This is a genomic window from Lacrimispora amygdalina (genome assembly GCF_900205965.1).
Lineage (GTDB): Bacteria > Bacillota > Clostridia > Lachnospirales > Lachnospiraceae > Lacrimispora > Lacrimispora amygdalina_A.
On record NZ_OAOF01000001.1, the window covers coordinates 165,426 to 191,257 of the forward strand.

At 43.2% G+C, this 25,832-nt stretch carries 20 protein-coding genes and 1 other annotated feature; of the genes, 2 read left to right on the top strand and 18 right to left on the bottom strand.

All coding sequences use genetic code 11. From position 1 onward, the window contains the following. Positions 1–59: 59 nt before the first annotated feature. Genes CRO04_RS00820 through CRO04_RS00825 form a run of 3 tightly spaced genes read right to left on the bottom strand, consistent with a single transcriptional unit; the run spans position 60 to position 1,864 of the window. Complete coding sequence (locus CRO04_RS00820) at positions 60–1,199, bottom strand: MFS transporter (RefSeq protein ID WP_330400742.1); 1,140 nt, start codon at positions 1,197–1,199, stop codon at positions 60–62. After that, complete coding sequence (locus CRO04_RS27090) at positions 1,129–1,416, bottom strand: hypothetical protein (RefSeq protein WP_330400743.1); 288 nt, start codon at positions 1,414–1,416, stop codon at positions 1,129–1,131. The genes CRO04_RS00820 and CRO04_RS27090 overlap by 71 nt, the downstream gene beginning before the upstream one ends. A 13-nt stretch (positions 1,417–1,429) precedes the next feature. Then, positions 1,430–1,864 carry a MarR family winged helix-turn-helix transcriptional regulator gene (locus CRO04_RS00825; RefSeq protein ID WP_166432442.1) on the bottom strand — a complete coding sequence of 145 codons (435 nt, stop codon included), beginning with the start codon at positions 1,862–1,864 and terminating at the stop codon, positions 1,430–1,432. A gap of 392 nt (positions 1,865–2,256) precedes the next feature. Between CRO04_RS00825 and CRO04_RS00830 the strand changes: the two genes are divergently transcribed. After that, positions 2,257–2,820, top strand: a complete 564-nt coding sequence (locus CRO04_RS00830) for a manganese efflux pump MntP family protein (protein ID WP_097002340.1) — start codon at positions 2,257–2,259, stop codon at positions 2,818–2,820. Positions 2,821–2,833: 13 nt separating this feature from the next. On the opposite strand, the gene CRO04_RS00835 is transcribed toward CRO04_RS00830, so the two are convergent. The 10 genes from CRO04_RS00835 to CRO04_RS00880 all read right to left on the bottom strand — a co-directional run bounded on the left by CRO04_RS00835 (position 2,834) and on the right by CRO04_RS00880 (position 20,520). After that, positions 2,834–3,643, bottom strand: coding sequence for a polysaccharide deacetylase family protein (locus CRO04_RS00835; protein WP_097002341.1), 810 nt, complete (start codon positions 3,641–3,643; stop codon positions 2,834–2,836). Further along, positions 3,640–4,689 carry a glycoside hydrolase family 88/105 protein gene (locus tag CRO04_RS00840; protein WP_097002342.1) on the bottom strand — a complete coding sequence of 350 codons (1,050 nt, stop codon included), beginning with the start codon at positions 4,687–4,689 and terminating at the stop codon, positions 3,640–3,642. The genes CRO04_RS00835 and CRO04_RS00840 overlap by 4 nt, the downstream gene beginning before the upstream one ends. A 41-nt stretch (positions 4,690–4,730) precedes the next feature. Next, entirely contained in the window at positions 4,731–7,859 is a 3,129-nt protein-coding gene (locus CRO04_RS00845; protein ID WP_097002343.1) for an SGNH/GDSL hydrolase family protein, read from the bottom strand. Positions 7,860–7,878: 19 nt separating this feature from the next. After that, entirely contained in the window at positions 7,879–10,500 is a 2,622-nt protein-coding gene (locus tag CRO04_RS00850) for a hypothetical protein (protein ID WP_097002344.1), read from the bottom strand. An 85-nt stretch (positions 10,501–10,585) separates the two neighbouring features. Further along, positions 10,586–12,148: an extracellular solute-binding protein gene (locus CRO04_RS00855; RefSeq protein WP_097002345.1), complete on the bottom strand. Its 1,563-nt coding sequence runs from the start codon at positions 12,146–12,148 to the stop codon at positions 10,586–10,588. Between the two features lie 37 nt (positions 12,149–12,185). After that, positions 12,186–13,088 (bottom strand): carbohydrate ABC transporter permease, encoded by a 903-nt coding sequence (locus tag CRO04_RS00860; protein WP_097002346.1) that lies wholly within the window; start codon positions 13,086–13,088, stop codon positions 12,186–12,188. 16 nt (positions 13,089–13,104) lie between these two features. After that, on the bottom strand, positions 13,105–14,067 hold the full coding sequence (locus tag CRO04_RS00865) for an ABC transporter permease (protein WP_097002347.1): 963 nt from the start codon (positions 14,065–14,067) through the stop codon (positions 13,105–13,107). 225 nt (positions 14,068–14,292) lie between these two features. Next, positions 14,293–16,476, bottom strand: a complete 2,184-nt coding sequence (locus CRO04_RS00870; protein ID WP_166432443.1) for an AraC family transcriptional regulator — start codon at positions 16,474–16,476, stop codon at positions 14,293–14,295. Between the two features lie 12 nt (positions 16,477–16,488). Next, positions 16,489–19,539 carry a glycoside hydrolase family 2 TIM barrel-domain containing protein gene (locus CRO04_RS00875; protein WP_097002349.1) on the bottom strand — a complete coding sequence of 1,017 codons (3,051 nt, stop codon included), beginning with the start codon at positions 19,537–19,539 and terminating at the stop codon, positions 16,489–16,491. A 282-nt stretch (positions 19,540–19,821) separates the two neighbouring features. After that, positions 19,822–20,520 (bottom strand): DUF1961 family protein, encoded by a 699-nt coding sequence (locus CRO04_RS00880; RefSeq protein ID WP_242974299.1) that lies wholly within the window; start codon positions 20,518–20,520, stop codon positions 19,822–19,824. A gap of 196 nt (positions 20,521–20,716) precedes the next feature. Here CRO04_RS00880 and CRO04_RS00885 point away from each other — a divergent pair, with 196 nt between their 5' ends. After that, positions 20,717–22,048 (top strand): HD-GYP domain-containing protein, encoded by a 1,332-nt coding sequence (locus CRO04_RS00885; RefSeq protein ID WP_097002351.1) that lies wholly within the window; start codon positions 20,717–20,719, stop codon positions 22,046–22,048. Between the two features lie 37 nt (positions 22,049–22,085). On the opposite strand, the gene CRO04_RS27095 is transcribed toward CRO04_RS00885, so the two are convergent. The 5 genes from CRO04_RS27095 to aroD form a co-directional block, all read right to left on the bottom strand. Then, positions 22,086–22,514, bottom strand: a complete 429-nt coding sequence (locus CRO04_RS27095) for a cytochrome P450 (protein ID WP_330400744.1) — start codon at positions 22,512–22,514, stop codon at positions 22,086–22,088. Between the two features lie 62 nt (positions 22,515–22,576). Next, complete coding sequence (locus tag CRO04_RS27100) at positions 22,577–22,924, bottom strand: hypothetical protein (RefSeq protein ID WP_330400745.1); 348 nt, start codon at positions 22,922–22,924, stop codon at positions 22,577–22,579. Positions 22,925–23,164: 240 nt separating this feature from the next. Continuing rightward, positions 23,165–23,320: a hypothetical protein gene (locus CRO04_RS26050; RefSeq protein WP_166432431.1), complete on the bottom strand. Its 156-nt coding sequence runs from the start codon at positions 23,318–23,320 to the stop codon at positions 23,165–23,167. Positions 23,321–23,433: 113 nt separating this feature from the next. Beyond that, positions 23,434–24,654: a tyrosine--tRNA ligase gene (gene tyrS, locus CRO04_RS00895; protein WP_097002352.1), complete on the bottom strand. Its 1,221-nt coding sequence runs from the start codon at positions 24,652–24,654 to the stop codon at positions 23,434–23,436. A gap of 40 nt (positions 24,655–24,694) precedes the next feature. Then, positions 24,695–24,949: a binding site (T-box leader), on the bottom strand. A 92-nt stretch (positions 24,950–25,041) separates the two neighbouring features. Then, the gene (aroD, locus tag CRO04_RS00900) at positions 25,042–25,806 is read right to left on the bottom strand and encodes a type I 3-dehydroquinate dehydratase (protein WP_097002353.1); all 765 of its coding nucleotides are present in this window, start codon (positions 25,804–25,806) and stop codon (positions 25,042–25,044) included. Positions 25,807–25,832: the final 26 nt, after the last annotated feature.

Below are 25,832 nucleotides of genomic sequence, written 5' to 3' on the forward strand. Positions count from 1 at the left end.
TACAATGAATTTCACTTATAATATCACAATATTTTTCGTGTTGCAATATTTTTTTTAATTTATTTCCCGGCCATGGCTGTTAAATTCTTTTTCTTTAATCTGAAAAATGTTAAAACAGCCCCAATTATACAAATGACAGATGCCGTGATATACACAATATTCATGCCATATAAAAATGCATCACTTCTCCCAGGAATATAGTCCGTTACACGGATTCCCAGCCGGCTGCTCATCATACCATAGAGTAGTGTTGTGGCAAGGGCAATTCCGCATACCATTCCCACATTTCTCACAAGTGCATTGATGCTTCCTGCCACTCCAAGCTTATCACGGGAGACGGTAGACATAATAAGGGAATTATTGGGAGACTGAAACAGTCCCATTCCAACTGACATTATTCCGATAAAGGAGACCATAGTAGTTACAGCTGAATTCTCATTTAAAAAGGACATGGAAAACAGGCCTATGCTGGTAAAAACAAGTCCAATAAAGGTGAGAATTTCAGAGCCTATTTTGTCAGAAAGATGGCCGCTCACAGGTGCTGCAACCATTAGTATTAGCGGATAGGCCATCATAATAAGCCCTGCCTTCTGAGGCGGATAATTCATGACATCCTGTAAATAAAAAGGTAGTATGATATTGTTGCAGAACATGGCAACAAAGCTGATAAAACCGCAGAAAATGCTCAAGGAAAACAGGCCGTTTTTAAAAATACCCAGCTGTATCATGGGATCTTTCCGTTTCTTTTCTACTAAAAGGAATGCTGCAAAACAGACTGCTGCAGCCAAAAATCCTGTTAAAATAAGGGGATGCCCGAATCCAAGATTCAGTCCTTCACTCAGTGCACCAAATAAAGAAACAATAGTCACAATAAATAAAACAGCTCCGTATAAATCCATTTTTCCATTGACCTTTGTTTTTGTTTTTGGCAGCAGGCAGAAAGCTCCTGCAACTGCAATGATTCCTATGGGAACATTAATGGTAAAAATATATTCCCAGCTTAAGACTCCTACAATCATACCTCCAAGTCCGGGACCCACAAGAGAACCCAGTGCGACTGCCGTTCCAAGAAGTCCAAGTGCTTTTCCTCTCTCCTGAACGGGAAATACTTCGGTTATAATTCCCTGGTTATTTGCCATGGTGCCGGCTGCCCCGATTGCCTGAACGGCCCGGGCAACGATTAAATTTGGTTTTTCCAAACATATCTCCCAGCTTTCCGAAGATCAGAACGGTACCCGAGATCACGATTAAATAGCTTGTGGCGACAAACTGGATACTTGCTGTCGTGACTTGTAACGAATCTGCCATACGGGGCAGAGCCACATTGACGATGCTGCTGTCTAACGTTGACATGAAGGTCGATAATACAACAATAATTAATACCGACCATTTATTATGTTTCCTCACTTTTTCCATGTTAAATCCCTTCTTATGTGTTAAGTTCAAGCGCTTTATTTAGAATTTTAACCAGCGAAGATAATGTAATTTCTTTTTCCTCTTCCGTCAAATCCTCCGTAATAAGTCCAGTTAATTTTTTTATTTCCTCTTTGATTTCAGGAAGAATCAGCCTTGCTTTATCAGTCAGAAAAAGCTTATATGCCCTGCTGTCCAGCTGATCCTCGATTCTTACTACATAACCTAGCTCGGTCAGCCTGTTGATCGTTCTGGCAGACATTGCCTTATCGTGACCAATCAGTTCACTGATCCTGCTCTGACATAACCCTTCATTTTTTTCCAGTATAAATAAATAGCGAAAAGACCCGCTGCTCAGATCATATTTTTTCAACGCTTTGTCTAAGTAACTCTGCGTATTTCTATATATTTTACTGTTTAGCATCAATAGATTCACAGGTTCATTTCCCATTCTCTCACCACCTTTTCAATTCAAAATTTTATATTATCAGGATTTAGTTGATTAGTCAACTATCAATTTTCAAAAAAGACAGGTAATCCTGATACAGGTCCATAATTTTCTGTTTTTGTAAAGATATCAATCTGATTTCTTCTTGACAGAATCACCCGCATCCGTTAGAATAGGCAAAAGATGAGGGAGTAGTCAGCACCTGGACGGGTCAGATAAGGTGCCTGCAAAGTCAACATACTGACAGAATTTCTGTCTGGCTTTGCTAATTTGCTTTCGACGCAAAAAGATGAGACTTATCTGTGTGTTTTTTTCGTACACACAGATAAGTCTCTTTTATTATCTGCTTCCTCTCAACATATAGAAATAAAGCACATACACAGGAGGAATATCACATGTCATTACCAGAGTTGTTCATCATTGCGGTGGGGCTGTCCATGGATGCGTTTGCCGTTTCCATCTGCAAAGGTCTTTGCATGCCCCGGATGAACTGGCGGAATGCAGTTATCGCCGGATTATACTTCGGAGGTTTCCAGGCGGGAATGCCGGTCATTGGTTACCTGCTGGGGTCCCAGTTCAAGGAAGCCATTACCTCCTACGATCACTGGATTGCTTTTTTACTTCTGGGAATTATAGGCATCAATATGATCAAGGAATCGTTCAGCAACGATGAGGTGGAATGCACGGACTGTTCTCTGGATCCTAAAAATATGTTTATGCTTGCCATTGCAACCAGCATCGATGCACTGGCTGTCGGTGTAACCTTCGCATTTTTAAAGGTTCTGATCATTCCTGCAGTTTCATTTATCGGAGTGACCACCTTTACTCTCTCTGTTGCCGGAATAAAGGTGGGAAATGTTTTCGGTACACGCTTTAAATCAAAAGCAGAATTCGCAGGCGGAGTCATTCTCATACTGATGGGAATCAAAATTCTGCTCCAGCACCTCTTTGGAATGTAACAAAAGCCAAAAATCAAATCATGATCTGGCTTCCGCCAGGCACTTTCACAATCGTTCCATCCACACTGATCCAGACAGCCTTTGCTGATGGATTGTACACAAGATCTCCGTCAATGGTATACTTAAGGGCAGCTGCCGCATTCATATAATCAACAATCTCTATATTGGTTGCATACCAGGTATCCTCCCGCTGCCCTGCCATACGGCAGAATTCTTCCATAAGCTCCCAGTTGTCATCTCTGGGAAATTCATAGCTGTGTCCCCATACATACATCATATAAAGATACTGGGTTTTATTAAGCTCAATGAAGCGTTTTCCATTTTCCAGCAGATTGTGGTTATGATGGCAGGTGGATTTCCATGTTAAATAGTTTTCAGGCATGTTAAAATCATCCGTGCTTCCAACCACCCTGCAGTATTCAATTCCCAGACCTGGAAGCAAATCCACAATTTCCTTTGTATACGAACCATTGGGATAAGACATTCCCCGTACAGGGCAGCCGGCTGCTCTCTCTAACGCCCTCCTGTCCTCCAGTACCTGAAGGGCCACCTGAGGAAGAGGACACCTGGAAATCGTAGGATGGAGTACGGTATGACAGGAAATCTCATGTCCCCTGTATAATTCTTTCCATTCCTCCGGTTTAGTCCGGTTTTCATCCTCCATGAGTCCGGAATTTAAATGAAAAGTACCTTTTATGCCATAATGATTAAAGATCTCAATAAGTCTCCGGTCCTCAATCCTGCCATCGTCATAGCTCATGGTAAGAACCTTATGCTTCCCTTCCGGAAAGCAGGTATAAATTCTTCTCAATTGATTCATCATAATGCACCATCCCCTGCTATGTTATCATAATTCAGTACTGCGGCAAAGAATGCAAGTGCCATGCCCTGTCCCCAGCCCTGAATCCACTTTTTTGATATATTCCGGTAACCGTCACGGTCTTTCATGACTGCGGTTCCGCCTGAAACCTCCGTAACTCTGCCATCAGCCGCCACATGGGACAATACACCTTCAATGGATTTTTCTATGAATTTGATATGGAGGGGATTCCCTTTTAAGGTCATGGCTGCAGCGATACCGGCAGAAGCGGATAGCTCCTCATAGGATTCGCCATCATTTAAGATGGTCCTCCACAGGCCTTTCTCCGTCTGCAGAAGCTTTAATGCGGAAAGCTGTTCATTTAAGCTTCCCACGATTTCTAAGTACTGGGGATAAAGGTAACACTCCGGCAGGATCAGCCCTACCTTGCTCATGGTATAAGCCGCCCAGCAGTTAGCTCTTCCCCAGTAGAATCCCGACATATGGTCCTTTGTAATATTGTTATAGCCATGATACCACAATCCGGTATTTTCATCCTGAAGATACTGGATATGCCAGTAATACTGGTTTAAAGCATCGCCTGTCAATTCCTCATCCTTTGTCAAAACACCGACCCGTAACAGGAAAAATGCTGCCATAAACAGTGTATCTGCCCAGCACTGCTCCGGGAAATCGTTGTTGGCAGAAACCGTATGCTGCAGCACATGATCGCCGAAACGCAGGGCATCCTTTCTTAAGTATTCCGTCTTGGAGCGGATGATGTCCATGTATTTTTCTTCCCCCGTGGCCTGGTATAATGTTATGAGGCAATGACCCATGGCACAGGTGTTTACAGTCCAGGCTGGAAGTCCCAGATCAATCAGTTCATCCACCCGCTCCTTTAAAAATTCCAGATATCCTTCCTTTTTCGTTATCTCATAAGCTTCTGCAAGTCCATAATATGCGACGCCGCAGGGCCAGTCCCAGGACATATCCATTCGTTTTGTCCGTTCCACGATGCGGTCCATAGCTTCTTCCAGCCTGCCCCTGTCATAATGAATCCTACCCATCTTACAATCCGCCTTCCTTCTCCGGTTTTGGCCGGTCAATTTTATTTATTATCAATTATAAGTGTTTTCCCTTCGTTTGCCAATAATCCGGCATAACAATCTGCCCCTTCTCTGCTCAAATGTACCAGATCGGGAATGTATAGTTTTCTCGAATCCGTTTCGCCTGCTGTTTCACAATGCTGTTTCGTCAGACGGTTCATATTTATATAACGGATGCCCTCTTTTTTTGCGAACATCTCCATCTGACGGCAATAACCTGGCATAAGACGGGCAATCTCACCCTTCTCCCCTTCCTGGTTCTCTTTGCACGGACATAAGCTGACTGGAGAAATCAGAACCGGAACCGCCCCCTCTTTTCTGGCTGTATCCACATACTGTTTCAGATACAAAGGAAAATCAGAAACTGTAACATATCGTTCTGCCCTGGAGACAGATGCATCGTTGTGACCGAACTGAATAAAAAGATAGTCTCCTTCCCTGATATGGCTCTGGATATCCTCCAGGCGTCCTTCTTCCAGAAACGTTCTTGTTGACCTGCCGGACATGGCGCAGTTATCCACAATTAAATGGCGGCTTTCATACCGCATTTCCTGTTTAAAGGGACAGTCATCCCTGTGATAAGTCTTATAGCAGTTCCCTTCATCCAGATGCTTTAGAAGCATTTCTCCAAGACCGTATCTGGGTCTGTCTTCTTCCTCTCCGGTCTGTGTAATTGAATCACCGGCCAGGTAGATAACAGGTTTTCGGTTCATATAAGGAAGGACCCTGCTAAATTCCATGTCAGATGCATAGTAAAATTCCGGATAGCAGGGCTGGTTATAGCAGTTGTTTTGCCATGCCACGCCGCACCGGTACTGGACATCATGCATCAGGGTAAACAGCTTGTGATCTGTCAGCTCCGTATTGGTATAAATGCGGATTGCCGAGCTGTCCTCCGTCCGAAGGAGTATCTCTTCCCTGAAATCTCCGAAGATATCAGCGGTCAGACAGGGATTTCCTTTTGTCCCGTTGTTGGTCAGGGTGTTTTCCGGCCGCAGCATGATTCCATGGGTAAAATCATTGATCACTCCTACTGGCTTCTGGCTTAAGTAGTCTGCCCCATCTGTGATCTGTGTAGTCAGATCACCTGCCCACCGGATGGACATGTTACTGCCTAATGTTTCTTTCTTAAGAAGCTTTCCATGGCAGTCATATGTACCCACTCCGTTGACCCAGCACTGCAGCCCCCGCTCACCGGGAACCACATCACCGATCATGCACCTGCCTAAATCTTTCCTGGCATACTCTCCGAACAGGACTTTTCCTGACAGCGCATCCCTGAGTGCATAACCGTAAGGTGCATGCTCTGCCCCTTCAAATACGTTAAATATCTCATAGCCCGGCCGGTCCGGGTCAATATCCGCCACGTGCATGGCATCTCCGTGGCCCAGCTTTGCGCTCCTGCCATCCGGAAGCTTATCCCTTGAGCTGTATAGCAGGCTTCCATCGTGATCAATACAGGCAGCTCCGTATAGGATCTCCATACAGCCATCCCCATCCACATCGGCTGTGGAAACGGAATGATTCCCCTGGCCTGCCAGTTCTCCGTAAACCGGATCAGTTCCGCATAAATCATGGGGATTGTCGCAAAATGGATTCTTCATAGGCACAAATCCGCTATCCACGGACCATGTCTCATGAAAACAATTATCAAAAAAATCATAAGCAGCAATTGCAGCTCTGGTATAATATCCGCGGCAGACCACCAGATAAGGCCGCTTTCCATCCAGATAGGCCACTGCAGACAAAAAACGGTCCACCCGGTTGCAGGGTTCGATCCGGTTCATGGCATAATCGCCCCAGACAAGACCGTCATCCACCCTTTCAAATGGAAACGGAACCGTCTGAAGTTCTCTCCCGTCCCCTCCGAACATAGTCAGGTACTCCGGTCCTTCAAAGATGAAACCCTCAAACTCCCGCAAATTATTTTTAGGGCTCCTGGATGGTGCATAAATATCCAGGAAATAATCTGCCAGACATTCTGAATCTTCCTGGCTTAATGGGTAAGAATACTTTTCTGGAATGCCAAAGCACTGTTCCAGGCTTTCCGGCCAATGCCCTGCCTTCACTTCCGGATGATCGTTCCATGAACGGAACACTTCCGTTAAATGCTTCCGGTAACTCTCAAAGCTGCAAACATAGGAATCATCATGGCTATACCCTTGGTCTGAGTCCTCCTTTGGCATGGTGATAAAGAATTCCTCTGCAGGCTTTCCCTCCGGCCTATAGACTGTCATTCTGGTACCCGGAGCAGTCTTTACCGCCATTTCAGCCTTCCCGTCTCCATTGAAGTCGAAGCACATAAACTGGGTATAATGAGCCCCTGCCCGTATGTTGGGTCCCATGTCCAGCCGCCATAAAAGGGTTCCATCCAGTTTATAGCAGTCTATGTAACAGCGGCCTGTATATCCTTTTATAGAAACATCATGGGAATTGGAAGGATCCCATTTTACGATGTATTCATATTCTCCGTCTCCATCCACATCTGCAACGGACATGTCGTTCGCAGAATAGGTAAAAGCTTCCCCGGAAGGTGTTACACCCGGCTCCGGCTTCATAAGCGGTATGTCCAGATACCCCTTATCCCATACCTTTACGGGCGGGCAGGCATCGTATTCCATCCCGTTTATTGCAGGAGCCACTCCATATTCTGAATGAACATCTCCCTCCGGGTCCAGATAGTTTGTACTGTCTTGCACTTTTGCAATTTTCGTTCCATTCCGATAGATATGAAAATGAACTCCTGTCAAACCACCTTTTTTATAGCCGGTCACTTCTGTTATAAACAATCTCCAGCTTAAAAATACCCCGTTCTTTGTCCTGACAGCTGTCAGTCCTCTGTTAAGTGTCTCCAGCTGTTCCCGTTTGATATAGTGAACAGCTGTAACATACACCTCCTCATGGATCGTGCTGTCCGATTTCACTGCACAGATTCTGATATAATGAGGAATATGGGTAGATTTATAAAGGGTGAACTGCAGCGTGTCATCAGCGGATATTTCCTCCATAAACCGGTAATTCTTAAGTTCTGTCTCCCGGTCGGACCAATAGACACGGTAAACTTCTGCTCCCTCCAGCCGGTCCCAGGAAACCGTCACCTCCTGGTTTAATATCTCTTTTAACCTGATCATGTTTCCCTCCTGACTTACATTATGCCTTACGGAACGTTTCCTCCGGCATGGTTTCTACAAGTTCATCCCCTTCCTTTAATGTCTTTGGAAGATAACTGCGGATAAACTCAAGAACAACAATCACATTTAAACACCACTGTGCGGTAAAATTCGTAGATATCCACGGAATCTCTTTTAAATCTTTTTGATTTCCCTGATTGGATACAGTAAGAATTCTAAATCCGTCGTGGTTTCCCTGGTTGATAGAAGCATGCAGGAGATACTGCCACGTTCTTTCTGCCAGCACCTGATCGTTCAGATACCAGGCCCCGTAGCCTCCCATAGCCGCCGCCATAAAAGGAAGACTGAATTCCCTGCTGCCTATGATACCTTCTGACTCTTCCAACTGCTGCTGCCGGGGCAGATAATAAAACCTGCCGTAATCCGCCAGCATCCGCTTCCATTCCTCATCGTCTATTAAGTCGGATAATTCCATCCATACCTCAGGTGCTCCCATGCAAATCTGAAGATGGGTGCCTCCTGACGCCCTCTCTCCGATATAACGCAGATGGACATCAGCCGGATTAAATTCAAAATCTGGTCCTGATATCAGCTTTAAAGGTGCCTTTTTAATATCCCGGATTCCCGTTAAAATCTTATCTCTGTATTTCTTATCGTCAAACCGTTCCCACTCAGTCAGCCAGTTTGCGCACAGAGAAGACCAGTCCGGTCCGGTTCTTGCATGAGCCGGATAAACCATTTTCTCCTTATCATAAAAATCGCCCAGGGGATCCTTATTCAAAAAGGTTATTTCATTATCCTTTAATTCTTCAAATATATCTTCCAGCCGCCGGTCTCCGGTCAGATAATAATAAAACCGGTGATGGGCCGCCATGGCAATCCGTGCCTCCTTGCATGGACAGCCCCAGTGCCTGACATTATGGCGGGAACCCAGTCCCTTGTATCTGCCCATATGGTATACATCAACCTCGGAAGCATGTCTTGACAGTTTCTCTGCCAGGATAAAGATATCTTCCCGGCCTGTTCTCATGAATGCATACCATAACCAGAGAGTGGGAACCAGTTCCGTATTGTCCCAGGCATATCCGCCCATATCATACCGCCACTGATGGCGCTCCCTGTCATAGGTATGCATGAAATCACCATAATTAAACAGACCATACCAGTTTCTCTGATCCACTTCATTCCGGTAAAAATCCACGGCCATATCAAGCTGATTCTCCAGCCAGCACTCCATCTGCGTATTACGCTGAGGCAGGGACCAGTACCCAAATGCCTTCCTCTCATGATAATATTTGGGGGTTCCTAAATACTGAACAGGCCGTTTCACTGATTGTGCAAATTCCTCCAGTTCCTGGTCATTTGGAATTATCTCCTCCGATAGCATGACAGAGCATTCGCTGGTACAGGCGATTCCATAAGGTGTGGCGCCCTTATAATCATATCCCTCGTAATATACCTGGTTATAACCACGGTTTGCATAGTGACGGAAGTCCATGGACTCTGCACTGGGAGACCACAGCCACATGACAGTCTCCGCCGTATCCCCATCCAGATTCCTAAACGTATAACCGGACGGATACTTTTCCCAAAAATCCCTGATTGAAAACAATACCGAGCCATGCTCTGATCCGAAGGCAGCCCCACCCTCTGTCCTTTTCCCGTGAAGGCAGTCCAGATAACAGCAGTTTTCATCCTTTATTTTCTTTTTGATTCTAAAGTGGCTTGCGCTGTCCTGGCATAAATCATATTCACTCCAAAACGGCATGTCTTTCAGAACTGTGTCCACGGTCTCTTTATCACTTCCGGTAAGCTTCAGTCTCTCCCCCCTGATCTGTTTTTCATAAATTTCCTGTGAAACCTTTGGTCTCCATGACAGAAGCTGGGCCATGCTTTCATGGAACATTCCATGGTCCCCCATGAATTTTACATGCCGGTTATAAAGCTTCCCTTCTAAAGGAGATTGAAAGCGAATCCCGATTCCTTTTAAAAAATCTTTCTCTTCCTCACCGTCATATAAAAAAGTATGTATAAAATCAATACGCGGGCTGTCAAATCCCACTTTCATACGAAGGATAAACGGAATTTTTTTATCACCGTCAGCTGATTCATGATAACCGGTATATTTTATAATAACCTGTAATACCCCCTCCTCCTCCACTGTCAGTTCCGTAATCCTTGAATCGTATTCTCTTTGGATTCTGACTGTATTTCCATTCCAGACGGAAGGTTCTTCCAAAAGCAATACCGTTTTGCCATTTATGAGAAACTCTTTGTCATGAAAAGAAATGGAATCAACCAGCTTCCTGCTGTCACAGGCAATTTTTACCTTTATGCTGCCTGCAAGAATCTCCATAAGACCGTCTTTTTTCATAACCTGGATTTTCTGCTTTAATTGAGAAGGGGTTCCGGGCACAACTTCAATCTCATTTCCCAAAAGGGCAGCATCCGCCGTATGAGCGGTCCATTTTACGGAACCATCGGGCCACCAGGCTGTAATCCGGCTCTGCATCGGCAGATTATCTTTCTCCCTGTTTTTCAACTGATACCCAGTATCTTTCGCACAGCTTCCTTTCTCCCACAAACAACCCCAGGTTGTATATCCAGACAGCTTTCTGTCTCCCAGGCTATGTAATATCATATCAATCTGCCTCCTAAAAATCCTGCTGCATAAAAGGCTTCAACCGTTGTCACACGCCTGAAGCCTTTTTATCACTGCTGTGTTATTATTTTGACGTATCGTTCTGATAAAGCTGGTTGATCTCTTCTATCAGTCTGTCTCCGCCGCGGTCCAGCCACTGTTTTGCTGCTGCCTCCAAACCTTCATCGTCAATCTGTCCGCAGATATACTGGGTTCTGGCATCATCAATGATCTGCTCTATGTCTGTTCCCACCTCTGCATTTACCTCAGAATTGGCCAGGTATCCAAGAGCCGGGTTATAAACGGCAACCTTTTCATTTCTTTCATATGCCTGATCCTGTGCGATCATCGGCTCATCCTTTTCCAGTGTTGGAGATTTGGCTTCCCGGTTTGGAATGTAACAAATACTCTGGTTTAAGCCTGCAGACGGAGTATACTGTGCCTCCATTTCATGTCTTAACACAACATTCCCTGCATCATTTAAATCGTAAGTAACTCCTTCTAAGCCGTAGTCAGCCAGTACAAGCATCTCATCATCACACATCTTATCCAGGAAATGCAGACAATTCTTTACCTCATCCTCTGTCTTTGCCCCTGCTTTGGTAATCAGATAGTATCCGTTAAAGCCGCTGTTTGCCAGTGTTCTGTCATTGATTGGTCCTACCAGTGTCATGGAAGCATTCTTAGAGGGATCGGTCACTGATTTTACATTGTTCATATTATAATAGGACCAGATTCTCTTAGCACCATCCATAACATCAAGAAATGCTCCTGCTTCCCCTTTCTTACAGCCATCCTGAAAGGTTCCTGAATCGACCGTAGCCCAGTCTTTTCTGATCAGGCCATCGTCATATATTTTTTTCATCCACTTTAAAGCTTCTTTGTATTCTTTTGTCTGGTGGACCGGAACCAGCTTTCCGTCTTTTTCCACCCATTCATTCCCACAGCCAAACCATGTCTGGATAATATCAAGCGGACCTGTATATTTTGTCATTTCAAGGCCATAGGTATCATTAACTCCATTACCATCCGGATCGTCATACGTAAATTTGTAAAGCATATTGTAAACATCTTCAACCGTTTTCGGCTCTTCAGTGATTCCTACCGCCTCTGCCCAGTCTGTACGGTATGAGAATCCGTAGCGGCCGATCACTCTGGACCGGTAAATACCTATGATTTTCCCATCTACAGTCAATGCCTTTAACACCTTAGGATTTGCCTGTGATAGGTTTTTATAATTCTCCTTATCCTGCAAATATGGTGTCAGGTCCCAGAAAGCGCCCTTTCTTGCTGCATCCACCACATTAGCCGTTAAGTCTCCGGAAGCAGTCACCACCATGGGCATATTGTCCTTATCCATTAAAGTAAGTCCAAGCTTTTCTTTATAAGTATCATTGGATTCCCATTGCCAGTTCACATGCGTGCCGGTGTAATCTTCAAATCTTTTAATAACCTCATCAGACTTATCATTCTTTAAATCGGTACCATAAAATGATGGTGCCATGAAAGTAATGGTTGGTTTTCCATCTGCCGTTGTATTGGCAGCCTCCTTTTTTGCGGATGCCGCATTACCGCCGCAGGCAGACAAAGATAATGCCACCGCACCTGCTAATGATACCGAAACCGCCTGTTTCCATGCTTTTTTCATCTTAAACCTCTCCTTTTACATATAATAATTTGGGGACTCAGCCTTTTACTGAGCCTACCATAACACCCTGGGTAAAGTACTTCTGTATAAATGGATATACCACTAAGATCGGAACAGTGGCAACCACAGTTGTGGCCATTTTAACCGCCTTCTCAGGAGGCATACCAAACAGCCCCCAGTCAAATCCACCTTCCGTTGCAACGGAAGACGTGAGAAATATAATTCGTCTTAATACAATCTGAATTACTTCTTTGTTTTTATCAGAAATATACATCATTGCATCAAAGTAAGAATTCCAGTGAGAAACTGCATAAAAGAGGGATACACTTGCAATGACCGGTTTGGAAAGGGGAAGTATAATTTTTATAAATATCTGTGCATCATTACCGCCATCCATTCTGGCCGCTTCCTCTAATTCTGCGGGAAGTCCCTGAAAATAATTTTTAATAATTATCATATTGAATGCATTGACTGCCCCCGGAAGCCATAATGACCAATATGTATTCTTTAAATGTAATACATTGGAAACCAGCATGTAGGCGGGAACCATACCACCTGAAAACAGCATGGTGATAATAACCATATTGGTAAAGAAAATCCGTCCTTTGAAATACGTTCTGGACAAAGGATAGGCCAGTGTGCAGGAAAGAGTCATATTAATTAAAACACCAACAATTGTCACAAACAGAGAATTTAACAACCCTTTTACCACATCACCTGTTTTAAAAATATACTGGTACGCATTAAAGGATATGGTATGAGGAAACAGAAAGAAAGCGCGCTCTGTCAGTTCCCTTTCAGTTGCAAAAGAACCTGCAACAATATAAACAAATGGAAGAAGAGTAATTAATGCAAATATTCCTATAAAAAGGTAGATGAGACACTGAACCAGTTCATCACCCGGACTTCTTTTTACTTTCAAATGCTTTGTTTTTGTCATTGCTTCATTCTCCTTTTTAATAGAATCCGGACTCTCCAAACGCTTTCGCCAGCTTATTTGCTCCTAAAACCATAATCATACTGACGATGGATTTAAACATACCTGCTGCCGTTGCCATGGAATAATTCCCGTTTACGACCCCTTTCGTATAGATGTAGGTATCAAAAACATCGGAAACGGACCGGTTCATGGAATTTTGCATCAGAAAGATCTGTTCATAGCTGGTATTTAAAATTGTTCCGACTTTTAAGATCAGCATAATAACAATCGTAGACCGGATCGCAGGCAATGTAATATGCCACATCTTGTGCCATCGGTTGGCACCATCAACCTCTGCTGCTTCATAAAGCTGGACATCAACTCCGGAAAGTGCTGCAAGAAAAATAATGGTGCCATATCCGGTTTCCTTCCACATACTCTGCCCCACAATCATATGGACAAACAGCCCCGGATCCGACATGATATCCGGTGCATTGGCTCTGCCGAACATCTGGACCAGACCATGATAAACCAGACCATCTGTCGTACTAAAAAGCTGGGAAGTCAATGCTGCCACAATTACCATGGAAATAAAATGGGGAATATACACCATTGTCTGTGTTACACGCTTAAAAGCTACATTCTTAATCTCATTTAGGAATAGTGCCAGTATAATCGGAGCTGGAAAGTAAAAGATTAAACTGGCAAATGAAATAGACAGAGTATTTTTAAGAACCCTGTAAAAATCCGGACCTGTAAAAAACTTTTTAAATATATCCAATCCTACAAACGGACTCTTAATAAACGCACCCATCATGGAATCGCCGTTATAAGGGCTGAAATCCTGAAATGCCATAATTAATCCGCCCATGGGAAGATACCGGAATACCAGCATATAAATCACACCTGGTATAATCATGATATACAGCCACTTATGTACGGAAAGTTCATGTCTCCATGTACCCGCTCTGGGCTTTGCATTGCTTTGCATCTTTTCCATATGCTCTCCTTTTCAATTTCCCCTTTTCATAAATCTACCTGATTTTGGTGATTATGTCTGGTTTTCGTAGTTTGCGGCACCGCTGTGTGAGCACATTTTATATCCTGTAACCCGTATTTGTAAATAATCATTTTATAACCGGTTTCAAACAGAAAAAAAGCCCCATATCCCGCATTATGAAACGGTTTTATGGGGCTATAAAAGGAAAATTATCAATTTCTTCCATCACTTACGGTGTTCCCTGCGAAATGCCGCGGGGGTAAATCCCACATTATTTTTAAAAAAGCGGATAAAGTTTTGTACATTATTATAGGTCAGTTTTTCAGAAATCTCAGCCACGGAGTATTCTGTTGTCAAAAGCATATATTTTGCCTGCTTCAGTTTCTCTTCCGTTGCCATATCGGTAAACGTAATTCCTAATTCCCGTTTAATAACCTTGCTTAAATAATTGGGGTGATAGGACAGCTTTTCTGCACAATCATTGAGGCTTAAATTTCCTTTGCTGTCTTTAATCAGATCAACTGCATGCCGGACTATTTCGGACTCCTCGCCCTCCTGCCCCTTTTTGATCAGCCTGGAGATAATTGGTTTAATAATCTGATCATTTACTGCAGAAATAACTTTTTTCTTATCATAGATCTGAGTGATGGAACTGAGTATATTATACTGTTCGCTGTCAAATACATCGGATAACGAAATATTGGCAGATGACGGTATATTCAGCATAGCGGTAAGCAGCCTTGTCAAATAGAAATTACGTTCGATCCCCACCACATTTTTAACTTCCATTCGGTCAATGATCACATTCAGCAGGCATTTGGCCTCTTCTTCCTTGCAGCTTGTAATTGACTGGATCAATTCATTTTCCATAATCATATCGTAAACATTTCCCACCTGGCTCTTCATTAAATAATCATCAAACAGGACCAGAGTGGAAGTATTCATGTCCGCTTTATTTGATTTATTATACAGTGCCTCTGCACATTCACTGTATGCACGCCTAACATGATGGAGTCTGTGAAATGGCTGGCTGATGCCCGATGCAATGACAAGTCCATAAGATTCTGCAATATAATCTTTCAGCCCCTTATAAAGCACAGCTGTTTTCGAATCCACATCCACATCGTTTTGTGCCCCGGTTATGAATATCAGCTTATCCCGGTAATATACAGGAGTGATAAAAATATCGTTTTCCAATGCCTTCGGAAGCGCAGAAAGAATTTCAGTATATTTTTCCTTTCCTTTTTCCTCCTCGTATGGAACGCTTTTACAGATCATTGCAATCATCCGGTATGCAAACAGGGGCATGATTTCCGATTTTTTTAATGCTTCCTCAATATTTTTCTCATTCAGCTCCCCCTCAATCAAATTGGAGACCAACAGCTTTTTAATCTGACGATCCTGGTCATCCACATATTTTTCCAGCCTTTTAAGAGGCATGGCAAATGTAACCGCAGTAAGCTGAATGAAAAAAAGGATAAGAGCAAAACCCGCCAGAACTGCAAAAGAGGCAAAAATAAATACGAAGGCATCTTTTTTTACGTTGGCTGTATTATAACCCACCAGATAGTTGAGTCCGCTTATCTCATCAGTCCGTACATTTATATGATATTTATCACCGTTTTCACTCTTATAGACTCCGGAACTTTCTCTCCCGCTGTTTCGATACACATTCGTCATTGCAGGATTGGTTTCCAGAAGCACTTCCCCGCTTCCGATTATTGAAACATCGTACCCCATCATTTTATAGGACTTAGCCATTTCATTCAGCTGGTTTTTATCAATCTTAATGGTAAGAAGCCAGGATAATCCACTTATTCCCTGTTCTTTTTTTATGACAAGGCGAAGGCCGGAGGAATCCACCGTATCCGTGATCCGCATACTACCATCCATCGGACTAAGAGCCCCGGACCGGTTCAGCCAGTACACCGACAACAGCATATTTTCCTGTTCTTTTAAAAAATGTTCTGTCTCTACCCGGTTCTTCATTTTATCAAACGAAAACATTCCATAATTATTAAACACCCAGCCATATTTTACATTAATGAACTCATAGTCAGCAATATATCTTCTCATAAAGTAATTGCCTTCTAAAATCCTCTGGGCCTGTTTTAAATTGCTGTATTTAGAAAACGGAGGCTCTTCCTGACGTTCCAGCCAGTGTATGTCATCTTTGCTGACTGCTTCAATGTAATATTCTTTTAAAGTGGACAAAATATTTTTGTATTCCCGCGAAACTTCATCACTATAAGAGTTTAATGCCATCTGTTTTTTTGAAGTCTCTCCCCTGATATAGATATTGCACGATATAATCCCCATAACAATGAGCGGTATCGTCACCAGCCCCAGCAGTTTCACAAATATCTGCTTTTCATAGGTTAATGAGCTAATAATTTTTTTAATCCGCATATTCCCCATTCCTTAATTGTCAATTTCTTTCGTCTTGCTCTTTAGAAACTGTTTCCAGAAAAGCGTGTCATTTCCTTCTACCTTTTTATCACAGATAATATGTAATCCGGCTATCTGTATGGCGGGTGTTCCCTGTTTTTTTATACAGTGCCAGCCATCAGACCGCTCTTCCCATACCGGCCGTTCCCCCATAGCGTAACCGGAAAGCGCTGTAAATCTAACCGCTTCTGTATTATATTCTTTATTAAACCAGGCTTTCTGAGACATAAAGGATGATGCAAACTGCCCTCTGGCTGCTTCCTCCCAGTTCTCTCCCTGCCGCACAAGAACCTCGTAGTCTTTTATACAGCCCTGATGCATTCGATCCTTTTGATCCGGTACAACAATTAATCCCGATACCAGAATGCTCTCACTGAAAGAAATTTCCACAGAAATCGGATAATTATCTTTTTCTATCCACACAGAGTGGTTTGGATTTTCATCTTCAAGAGCTGTGAAATTTATTACCGCTGCCTCTGGCTCTGCCTTGTAACTGGCATTCAACTGCTTCATTCTGTTATTTGGAAAAAGGTGATTCTCAATCCATTCCGGCTTAAGCTCTGTTTCCGGGCAGAATGATTCTGAAGCTGCATAGGTAAGAAGAGCCTTCTTTAAACTCCAGGCTGCCGGCCGCTTTTTAAATTCCCCTTCCAGACATGCCAAGACAATAAGAAGCCTTCCTTCGTTTACTCTTCCTTCAAAAATCAAGCCCAGAGGCAGATTCCTGTTCCAGTCATCAATCACTGAAACGATGGGAGTCAGTCCTTCTGGCATTTCATCAAGAAGAAAGCCTCTTGCCTGTTCCTGTATCTCCTCCCACTGCCAGCCTCCGTATTCCTCTGTTGGGAAATTTTGAAACAGGGGATGATCGCTCTGTATTACCAGTCCCAGGCTTCTTGTCCAGCCCGGTCCCATCTGGCTGTTCCAGAATACTGATCTCATGGAACAAGGAGGGCAGTCAAAGTCAAGCTCAGACAGATAGGGAGAATAAACCACCCGTTTCCCCCGCCCCAGTTCTCTTTTCGCCTCCTGCCAGTCTCTGGTGTACACAACCTCACTGCTTTTTTCCATATCAGAACAATCACTGCTTTTCTCGTATACAAAAAAATCCCAGTGATTTCTTACCTTTCCCATTTCCACAGTCAGAGTGAGCTTTTTACTTTCTTTTATTACCGTAAAATCAGGTTTGATTTCCCCGATCTGCGTATTCTTTGCTGCGGGGATAAAACAATCCTTCCACACTCCCTTAAAAATCACAGTTTTTAAGCCATTTTCTTCTGTCTCAATGCTCCATTTGACATCCCAGCTTTTAATGGGCTCTTTCCCAAAATGACATACTTCAACCGGAATATTAACCTGGTCTGCTGTCTGATAAACATAGGAAGGCATCCTGGCCAGAAGTACGGTTTCTCCACAAAATTCCCGGAATTCTTCCGGCTTTACATAGCCCTTACTTTCCCAGAATGGATCCAGCACCCCTACAAGGGCAGTTCCCTGTCCCAGATAATCATGTAGGTCCAACATTTCAAATCCATAAAGATGAGGAGTCCTGAAATTAGCTTCTATATCTTCCTTATACATCAACACCTGGTTTTTACCGGAACACCAGGCAAATTCGCGGTTCTTTTGAAGCACGCCGTGTGCTCTGGCACTTCCCTGGAATACGTTATAATTACCCGGTTTTAAATATCCGGTAAATTTCTCCATGACTGAAAAATCCGGATAAGAACACCATTGCCCCATCTCATGGCAAATGACTGGAAGCCTCGTCCCCTTTAAGGAAGCCCGGTAATCCTTCCCCCGCCAGCCTTCCGGCCCACGAATGTTTCCTCCCAGAATCGGACCATAAGCGGAGCGATGAAAATAAATATAATCGGTTCCTGTTATCTCTTCGGGAGGTGTATCGTAAAACCAGCCTGACTGGGCCGTATAAAGCCGTCTTCCTTCATACCCCAGACTTCGGTCGTATTCCCGGGTTTCTTTCACCCAGCGTTTCAGCGGGCCGTACCATTTCCCAGATGGCTCATTGGTAGCAGATAACAGCACAAATGACGGGTGATGACCAAACTGTCTTATAATTCTCCTGGTCTCATCTTTTAACACAGAAAGCATTGGGATCCCTTCCTCAAATACATTCCACATACCACATTCTGCCTGAATATAAACACCTGCACGGTCGGCTGCTGCAAATGCCGCCTCAGGAGGACAGTATGAATGGCATCTGAGAAAATTAAATCCCCATTCCTTTAAGGTTTCCATACGTCTCTCCCACCAGTCCGGGTCCGTCTCCGGATATCCGGTTAACGGATAATCACCGCCAAAATGGGTCCCGCGAAAATATTCCGGCCGGCCATCCACATGGAACACCCCTTCTCTCACCTCCAGAACTCTGGGTTGTTCCTTTGCATATCGTTTTTTTTCTTTCAGACGCCGCTTAACTTCACCGGAAGATATTACAGCAATTTCTCCAGCCATACCATTCCATGTTGATCCCAGGGCATCCGATACCCCATGTCCATCGGGACGGTAAGGATACTGGAACCGGTTATCAATGCATACCGTCAATGTATGGGGCCCTGCGCTCAGCTTTCCCAGACTGATCTGATGCGCAGTACACAAAGAGCAGTCCCCGCCCCGCGGCGTTTCATCAACCCATGCAAAAGAGCGCCATCTGGTTAATTCAATAACGAGATAGAATTCATCTCCTGTATCCTCTGTTACAGTAAATTCTCTCTCATACCAGGCCCTTCCTATGTAATGGCGTGGAGGCTGCGACAGGAACGGAATACTTACCTCCCCATCCTGTCCGTACGAATATTCTTCCCTTTCATACCAGAAAGGATCATGAAGCCCGCTGATCCACGGCGTATCCACCGTAACCAGGTCACCATATCCCTGGGCCTGCAGAATCCCCGGAAGTATAACCGATCCAACCGGCTTCTTTTCCGGCCGTTCCATTTCCGGTATTTCTTCCTCTGGATTTTCCAGCCATAACTTCCATTTCCCCGCCAAATCCATTAACATGCTTTCACCTTACCTTTCATTTTATCTGTGTTATTCTTTTATCATGCATACAGGCATAAAAAAAGAGAGCAAAAGCTGCGTATTCTTATACTAACGCAGCTTTTGTTCCGTTTATCTTCCTGTATCCGATATACACCTATGTGGCATATTATATCCCTGGCCCTGGTAAATGTAAACAATCATTTTCTATCCACTTTTTGTCTGATTTTCTTCTCAATGACAATGAATTTCTCCGGTTTTAAACGGTAGTTATCAATTTATGCCATTTATTATTGTTGAAAACTAAATCAATTCATACACCTTTAAATTCCTGTAATCCGCAGTAAGAGGCGCTAGCTGGCGGAATCCGATTTTGCCTCCATTTAAAACTTCTCCAATTGTATGTCCATCGTCTTCAAATTCAAATACCTGAAGATCATTGATTAAAAAACGGATTTCGTTATTATATTTCCGAATGGACATTCGGTAAAAATCGTTGGCATCCGCTGCTCCCGGCAGAGGGTCCGCGCCCTGTGCAACCAGATGGAACCCGTAGCTTTTTCTTAAATTACAGGTATGAAACGCTCTTTCATCCGGTTCCTTCCTGCGAAAATATGACACATGAAAGGCATTGATATCACCGCTGTGATACTGGGGATATTCCCCAGTCCGTTCTGCCAGGGCAGAGTCAAATAAGTCTTCTCCATTTCGTCCTGATGCAGCAAATAATAAAATGCACAGCCCCTGGTCAGTAACCGGTTTAAATTCCCAGGTAATCTTAATATTTTCCGGAAATTCCTCCGGACACCACAAAACGTAATTGGCCTTTTGCCCCAGTTCCTGATCCAGACCATTTTTTAAACGCATGTTCCCCTCTTCAAAGCTTATCGCTGCCTTTCCTTCCAACACGAAATTTTCCACATCTTCCGGTCTGGAAAGAGGATTGTCGTAAATTAATTTTTCTTCAATCAGTTGAATGTAACCCGTTGTTTCTTTCTTCATGCTATTCCCTCCATAAGCACCTCTCATCATCATACACAACGATTTTATTATACAACCGCTCTCTATTATTCACAACTCGTTTTCCAGAGCTGTGTTTAAAATTTTACACGAAAAAGCCGCTATTCTCTTCTTTCCATATGTAAACAGATATGGTAAACTATGTTACAGAATTGTGTACGAAAGGAGAACCTCATGCATGCAGGTACAGTATACCAAAGCGATTAATAACGAAAGTATTTTTAACATTATACGACGTTTTTGCAATTATATAGATCCCAGGCTCACAGAACACGGTACCCATGTATCTTACATTGTTTTCCGAATGCTGAAGGAGACGGGTAAGTTTACCAGCCAGGAGCTGAGAAACATCTGTTTTGTCGCACAGCTACATGATATTGGCGCTTACAAAACAGAAGAAATCTCCCGCATGCTTCAGTTTGAAACGAAAGATGTCTGGGATCATTCTTTCTATGGATATCTTTTTATCCGTTATTTCTCTCCCCTTAGGGATTTAGCTTCTGCAGTACTCCTGCACCATACCAACTGGGATTTTCTGGAAAAAGAGAGCGGGCTGGATCCATTAATGAAGGATTTAGGGCAGCTGATACATATAGCAGACAGGATCGATGTTTTAATGTCAATGCAGAATTGTTCCTGGGAAGAAACGCTTTCTTTCCTAAAAAAGGAGCAGGGAACCGTTTATGCTCCTCATATCATACAACACGCAGAAAAACTTTCCTTCAAAAAGTCTATTGATGAAGAATGGCAAACAGACTGCCAGTTTAATGATTTTCTCACCGGAATTCCGCTTTCCGGAGAGGATATTACTGATTATTTGAAAATGCTGGTTTTTATTATTGATTTCAGAAGCCACCACACAGTTACCCATACCATTACCACAACAAGCATCAGCTACGAGCTTGGTAAGCTTCTTTCCTTTCCGGAGGACCGCTTAAATGTAATTCTCTGCGGCGCTCTGCTCCATGATCTGGGAAAAATCGCAGTTCCTGTGGAGATACTTGAGTATCCTGGAAGGTTAAGCAGACAGGCAATGAATATCATGAGAACTCATGTTGATTACACGGAAGAGATTTTTGGCGGGAGCATTGACGATGCAGTTGCACGGATTGCTCTTCGACATCACGAAAAGCTGAATGGATCCGGTTATCCAAAGGGGCTGTCAGCAAAGGACTTATCAAAAGAGGAGCGTCTGGTTGCCATCGCGGACATCATAAGTGCACTTACCGGAACCAGAAGCTATAAGGATATTTATCCAACAGAAAAGATAAAGATGATACTGGATGGTATGAAGAACGATCAGCTTGTAGATCCGGATATAGTGAGAATCGCCGTGGCACATCTGGATTCTATTCTTGATACTACTGCTGTCCGCTGCACACCTATCCTCCATATTTGTGAAAATCTGAATAAGGAATACCTGTATTTTTTAGGGCTTTCTACCGATGAGGAAAAGCTTCGTTTTGCTCTTTCCATAAAGCAGCCGGAAAAAGCAGCGTTATGGCCTTAAATCAAAAAGGTGTGTTGTAAAAACAGGATTAAAATCTCTATTCTAATCCTGTTTTTTTAATTTGATTCATAATAAATCCACTTTTAGGCAAAGTTGGAATCCTTGAGAGACTATAGCTTAAGTCCTGCTCCGGCACTACAAAATCAATTTTGTTCACCAGGAAATTCAAACCGGCTTTCATAATTTCAATCGTAATACCTTCACCAGGACAGCGATGCCCTTTTGCCGGGTCCCCGCCGCCTTGAGGAATAAAACAATATGTCCTGTCTTTTTCTTCCTGAAAGCGCTCTGGACGAAATTTATCAGGATCCCCCCATATGACAGGATCATGGTTCATTCCGTATACATCAAGTAATACCAGTACTCCTTTTTTGAACTCATACTGATCCCAGACAAAATCTTTGTGAACTCTTGCTCCTACAAATGGAGTAAATGGATAGTACCGGCGTACTTCCTGTACAAACATTTCATAATAATTATTATCATTATGAATCAGATTTTCCCTGCATTGTGGATGTTCATATATGGCTAAAGCTGTAAATGTGATATATGAACATCAGTCATTAACGACATAAACAATAACTTTCGCTGTGTGTGTGCTTCCTTATCCATTCCTTGAATTGCATTAACTCCAAACAGAGTTTTTTGAATTCTCATTGGCATTGCACCTTTTCGCTGAAATAGCTCTTCATTATAAAAAATTTTACATGCTTCCTCTCCGCTTAAACAGATCGCTTTTTCTCCCATAATATGAGTTTCAAACATATTGCAGTGGTACCGTTCAGTTCTGTTTTTTATAAAGAGATACCCTTCTTCCAATATCTTAAGTGTGTGATCCAATCCTTTATCTTGCACGATTCTCTCTTTGACTTCCATTTTCTTTCTTCTTTCTTTTAATTAAAGTTTTATTTAAATAAATCTACTGTTTGCTTTATTATCACTCTGTTATTCATAATTATTCGTCTTATATCTTTTGGATTTCCTATTATTATACCTTTTTAAGCAAAATATTCCCTTCCTGACACACGAAAAAACAGGGTTTGAATCAAAATAGAATTCAAACCCTGTTTTTTGCATAAAAATTGTAACAACAACGAGTACTTACAATAGTGATACTTACAATGTATTTACAGCCCGCTCCAGTCTGCTTAAAGCCTCCTTAAGAACTGACCGGGGACAGGCTATGTTGATTCGTTCAAAGCCTTCTCCTGATTTACCAAACTTTAGACCGCTGTTCAGCCAGATACCAGCATTATTCTCAAGCAGATCCATAAGTCTCAACAAAATCAGATGTTATGATGTCTTTAATCGCATAAAAAAAGATCAAAAGATGGCTGCAATAAGCGTCCATCTTTTGATCTGTATTGAAAGAGAGTATGACATTTTTATTTTGCAATAACTTTTACAAACTTCTTCTTCCCCCGGCGAACTACAGCGCCGTCAGCCAGCTGTTCTCTGGTAAAGGAAGTTTTTATATCATTCACGGCATCACCATCTACCGTAACACCGCCCTGTTCTACATTCCTTCTTGCTTCTGAACGGGATGGTGCAAGTCCTGATTTCTGGAGAATGGTTAAAATATCAACACTTCCGTCGGTAAAGTCAGCTTCGGCCAGCTCACAAACAGGCATGTTTTCTGCATTACCGCCTGTAAACAGCTCTCTTGCACTCTTTTTTGCCTTCTCTGCTTCTTCTTCTCCATGCACGAGCTTGGTCAGTTCGAAAGCCAGTATCTCCTTTGCCTCGTTTAACTGACTGCCTTCCCAGCTGTCCATCTCATCAATCTGGCTTAGCGGGAGGAAAGTAAGCATACGAAGGCACTTTAATACATCGGCATCGGCAATATTTCTCCAGTACTGGAAGAAATCGAACGGAGAAGTTTTTTCAGGATCAAGCCACACAGCACCTGACTGGGTCTTTCCCATCTTTTTGCCTTCTGAGTTCAACAGCAGGGTGATGGTCATGGCATGGGCATCCTTACCAAGCTTTCTGCGGATCAGCTCGGTACCCCCAAGCATGTTGCTCCACTGGTCATCTCCGCCGAACTGCATATTGCATCCATAGCGCTGAAACAGCTCGTAGAAATCATAGCTCTGCATAATCATGTAGTTGAATTCCAGGAAGCTTAACCCTTTTTCCATACGCTGTTTGTAGCACTCTGCAGTGAGCATCCGGTTTACAGAGAAATGAGGACCAATTTCCCGGAGAAAATCAACATAGTTTAACTCCATCAGCCAGTCCGCGTTGTTTACCATCAAGGCTTTTCCTTCTGAAAAATCTATAAAACGGCTCATCTGCTTTTTAAAGCAGTCACAGTTATGAGCGATGGTTTCCACTGTCATCATCTGACGCATGTCGCTTCTTCCGGAAGGATCGCCAATCATAGCGGTTCCTCCGCCGATTAATGCGATAGGTTTATTGCCTGCTGCCTGCAGACGTTTCATTAAACACAGAGCCATAAAATGTCCCACATGCAGACTGTCTGCTGTCGGGTCGAATCCAATATAGAATACTGCCTTTCCTTCATTAACCATTTTGCTGATCTCTTCTTCATTGGTCACCTGAGCAATCAGCCCTCTGGCCTTCAGTTCTTCGTAGATTGTCATTCCAATTCTCCTTTACATAAAAAAATAAACCCCGTCCCATTAAAAGGACGAGGTTAAAATCTCGCGTTACCACCTTTTTTTATAAACAGCTCACGCTGCTTATCTCTTCGAGTACTGATCTGATACTCTAGCACAATAACGGGTGCAGGAATCCGTCGCCGCCTACCGGGTCTTAAAACCTTTGGGAGCGAAGCTCAAAGATGTATTCACAGTCCGTTTTCCATGCGCCTCTCATCAACCGGCTGCTCTCTGTCTGGTCCTGCGTACTGCTACTTGTTCTTATCAATGCTTTTTCTTGTATATGAAGTTAGTTTTTAGTATATGAGGTTTCTTTTTATTTGTCAAGATCCTTTTTTAACAAAGCAAATCCAACCAAAAGCGTCAAAATCATGAAATAATATCGTGGATCTGACGAAGTATCTTCTTTAAGTTTCCAGCTTCAACCTGCCCCGGTGCCGATTCTTTTCCAATTGCAGCAAAGGTCAGTGCAGATCCAAAAAACTCACCGGAGAACCGGCTGATCACACCCTCTTTTGACATGGACATGGTAATAATGGGGCGGTCCGAAATATAACGTGACATCTCGTAAGTTGCTATAAGAAGTACCATAACGTCCTCAACTTTTTGCGGCATCACCGCAATTTTAGGGATGTCTGCGCCCAGCTCAATCATCAGTTTCACACGGCGAAACAATTCCTCCTTCTCCGGTGTTTTCTGAAAATCATGATTGGAAGCGATGACACATACGCCCTCTTTGTGAGCTTCTTCCACAAGTATCTTAGAGGCTTCTTCATCAAAAAACAGTTCCACATCAATCAGGTCTACATAACCGGAACGTATAAGAGCGAGATATAAATCAATATACTGCTGCACACTGATTTCCTTTTCCCCCCCTTCTCCTGCTGTCCTGAAGGTTGCAAGAAGAGGAACCTCCCCAAGGGCTGTTCGGATACAGCCTGCCGCTTCCACAACTTTACTGATATCATGTGCATCATCAAGCCAGTCAATCCGCCATTCCGCCACATCGGCACCCCTGGCTTTTAAGTTCCCGGCAGACAATACTGCATCATTCACTTTTGTTTCCACGATAGGCACGCATACCTTTGGCACACCTTCTCCAATGACCACATCTCTCACTCTGACCGTTTTCATTCTAATCCCTTTCCTTATGCTCATAT

Bases quoted from the DNA above. Each gene is read 5' to 3' on its own strand.
- CRO04_RS27090 (WP_330400743.1), bottom strand. From the start codon at position 1,416: ATGGAAAAAGTGAGGAAACATAATAAATGGTCGGTATTAATTATTGTT.
- CRO04_RS00825 (WP_166432442.1), bottom strand. From the start codon at position 1,864: ATGGGAAATGAACCTGTGAATCTATTGATGCTAAACAGTAAAATATAT.
- CRO04_RS00830 (WP_097002340.1), top strand. From the start codon at position 2,257: ATGTCATTACCAGAGTTGTTCATCATTGCGGTGGGGCTGTCCATGGAT.
- CRO04_RS00835 (WP_097002341.1), bottom strand. From the start codon at position 3,643: ATGATGAATCAATTGAGAAGAATTTATACCTGCTTTCCGGAAGGGAAG.
- CRO04_RS00840 (WP_097002342.1), bottom strand. From the start codon at position 4,689: ATGGGTAGGATTCATTATGACAGGGGCAGGCTGGAAGAAGCTATGGAC.
- CRO04_RS00845 (WP_097002343.1), bottom strand. From the start codon at position 7,859: ATGATCAGGTTAAAAGAGATATTAAACCAGGAGGTGACGGTTTCCTGG.
- CRO04_RS00850 (WP_097002344.1), bottom strand. From the start codon at position 10,500: ATGATATTACATAGCCTGGGAGACAGAAAGCTGTCTGGATATACAACC.
- CRO04_RS00855 (WP_097002345.1), bottom strand. From the start codon at position 12,148: ATGAAAAAAGCATGGAAACAGGCGGTTTCGGTATCATTAGCAGGTGCG.
- CRO04_RS00860 (WP_097002346.1), bottom strand. From the start codon at position 13,088: ATGACAAAAACAAAGCATTTGAAAGTAAAAAGAAGTCCGGGTGATGAA.
- CRO04_RS00865 (WP_097002347.1), bottom strand. From the start codon at position 14,067: ATGGAAAAGATGCAAAGCAATGCAAAGCCCAGAGCGGGTACATGGAGA.
- CRO04_RS00870 (WP_166432443.1), bottom strand. From the start codon at position 16,476: ATGCGGATTAAAAAAATTATTAGCTCATTAACCTATGAAAAGCAGATA.
- CRO04_RS00875 (WP_097002349.1), bottom strand. From the start codon at position 19,539: ATGTTAATGGATTTGGCGGGGAAATGGAAGTTATGGCTGGAAAATCCA.
- CRO04_RS00880 (WP_242974299.1), bottom strand. From the start codon at position 20,520: ATGAAGAAAGAAACAACGGGTTACATTCAACTGATTGAAGAAAAATTA.
- CRO04_RS00885 (WP_097002351.1), top strand. From the start codon at position 20,717: ATGCAGGTACAGTATACCAAAGCGATTAATAACGAAAGTATTTTTAAC.
- CRO04_RS27095 (WP_330400744.1), bottom strand. From the start codon at position 22,514: ATGTTTGTACAGGAAGTACGCCGGTACTATCCATTTACTCCATTTGTA.
- CRO04_RS27100 (WP_330400745.1), bottom strand. From the start codon at position 22,924: ATGGAAGTCAAAGAGAGAATCGTGCAAGATAAAGGATTGGATCACACA.
- CRO04_RS26050 (WP_166432431.1), bottom strand. From the start codon at position 23,320: ATGGATCTGCTTGAGAATAATGCTGGTATCTGGCTGAACAGCGGTCTA.
- tyrS (WP_097002352.1), bottom strand. From the start codon at position 24,654: ATGACAATCTACGAAGAACTGAAGGCCAGAGGGCTGATTGCTCAGGTG.
- aroD (WP_097002353.1), bottom strand. From the start codon at position 25,806: ATGAAAACGGTCAGAGTGAGAGATGTGGTCATTGGAGAAGGTGTGCCA.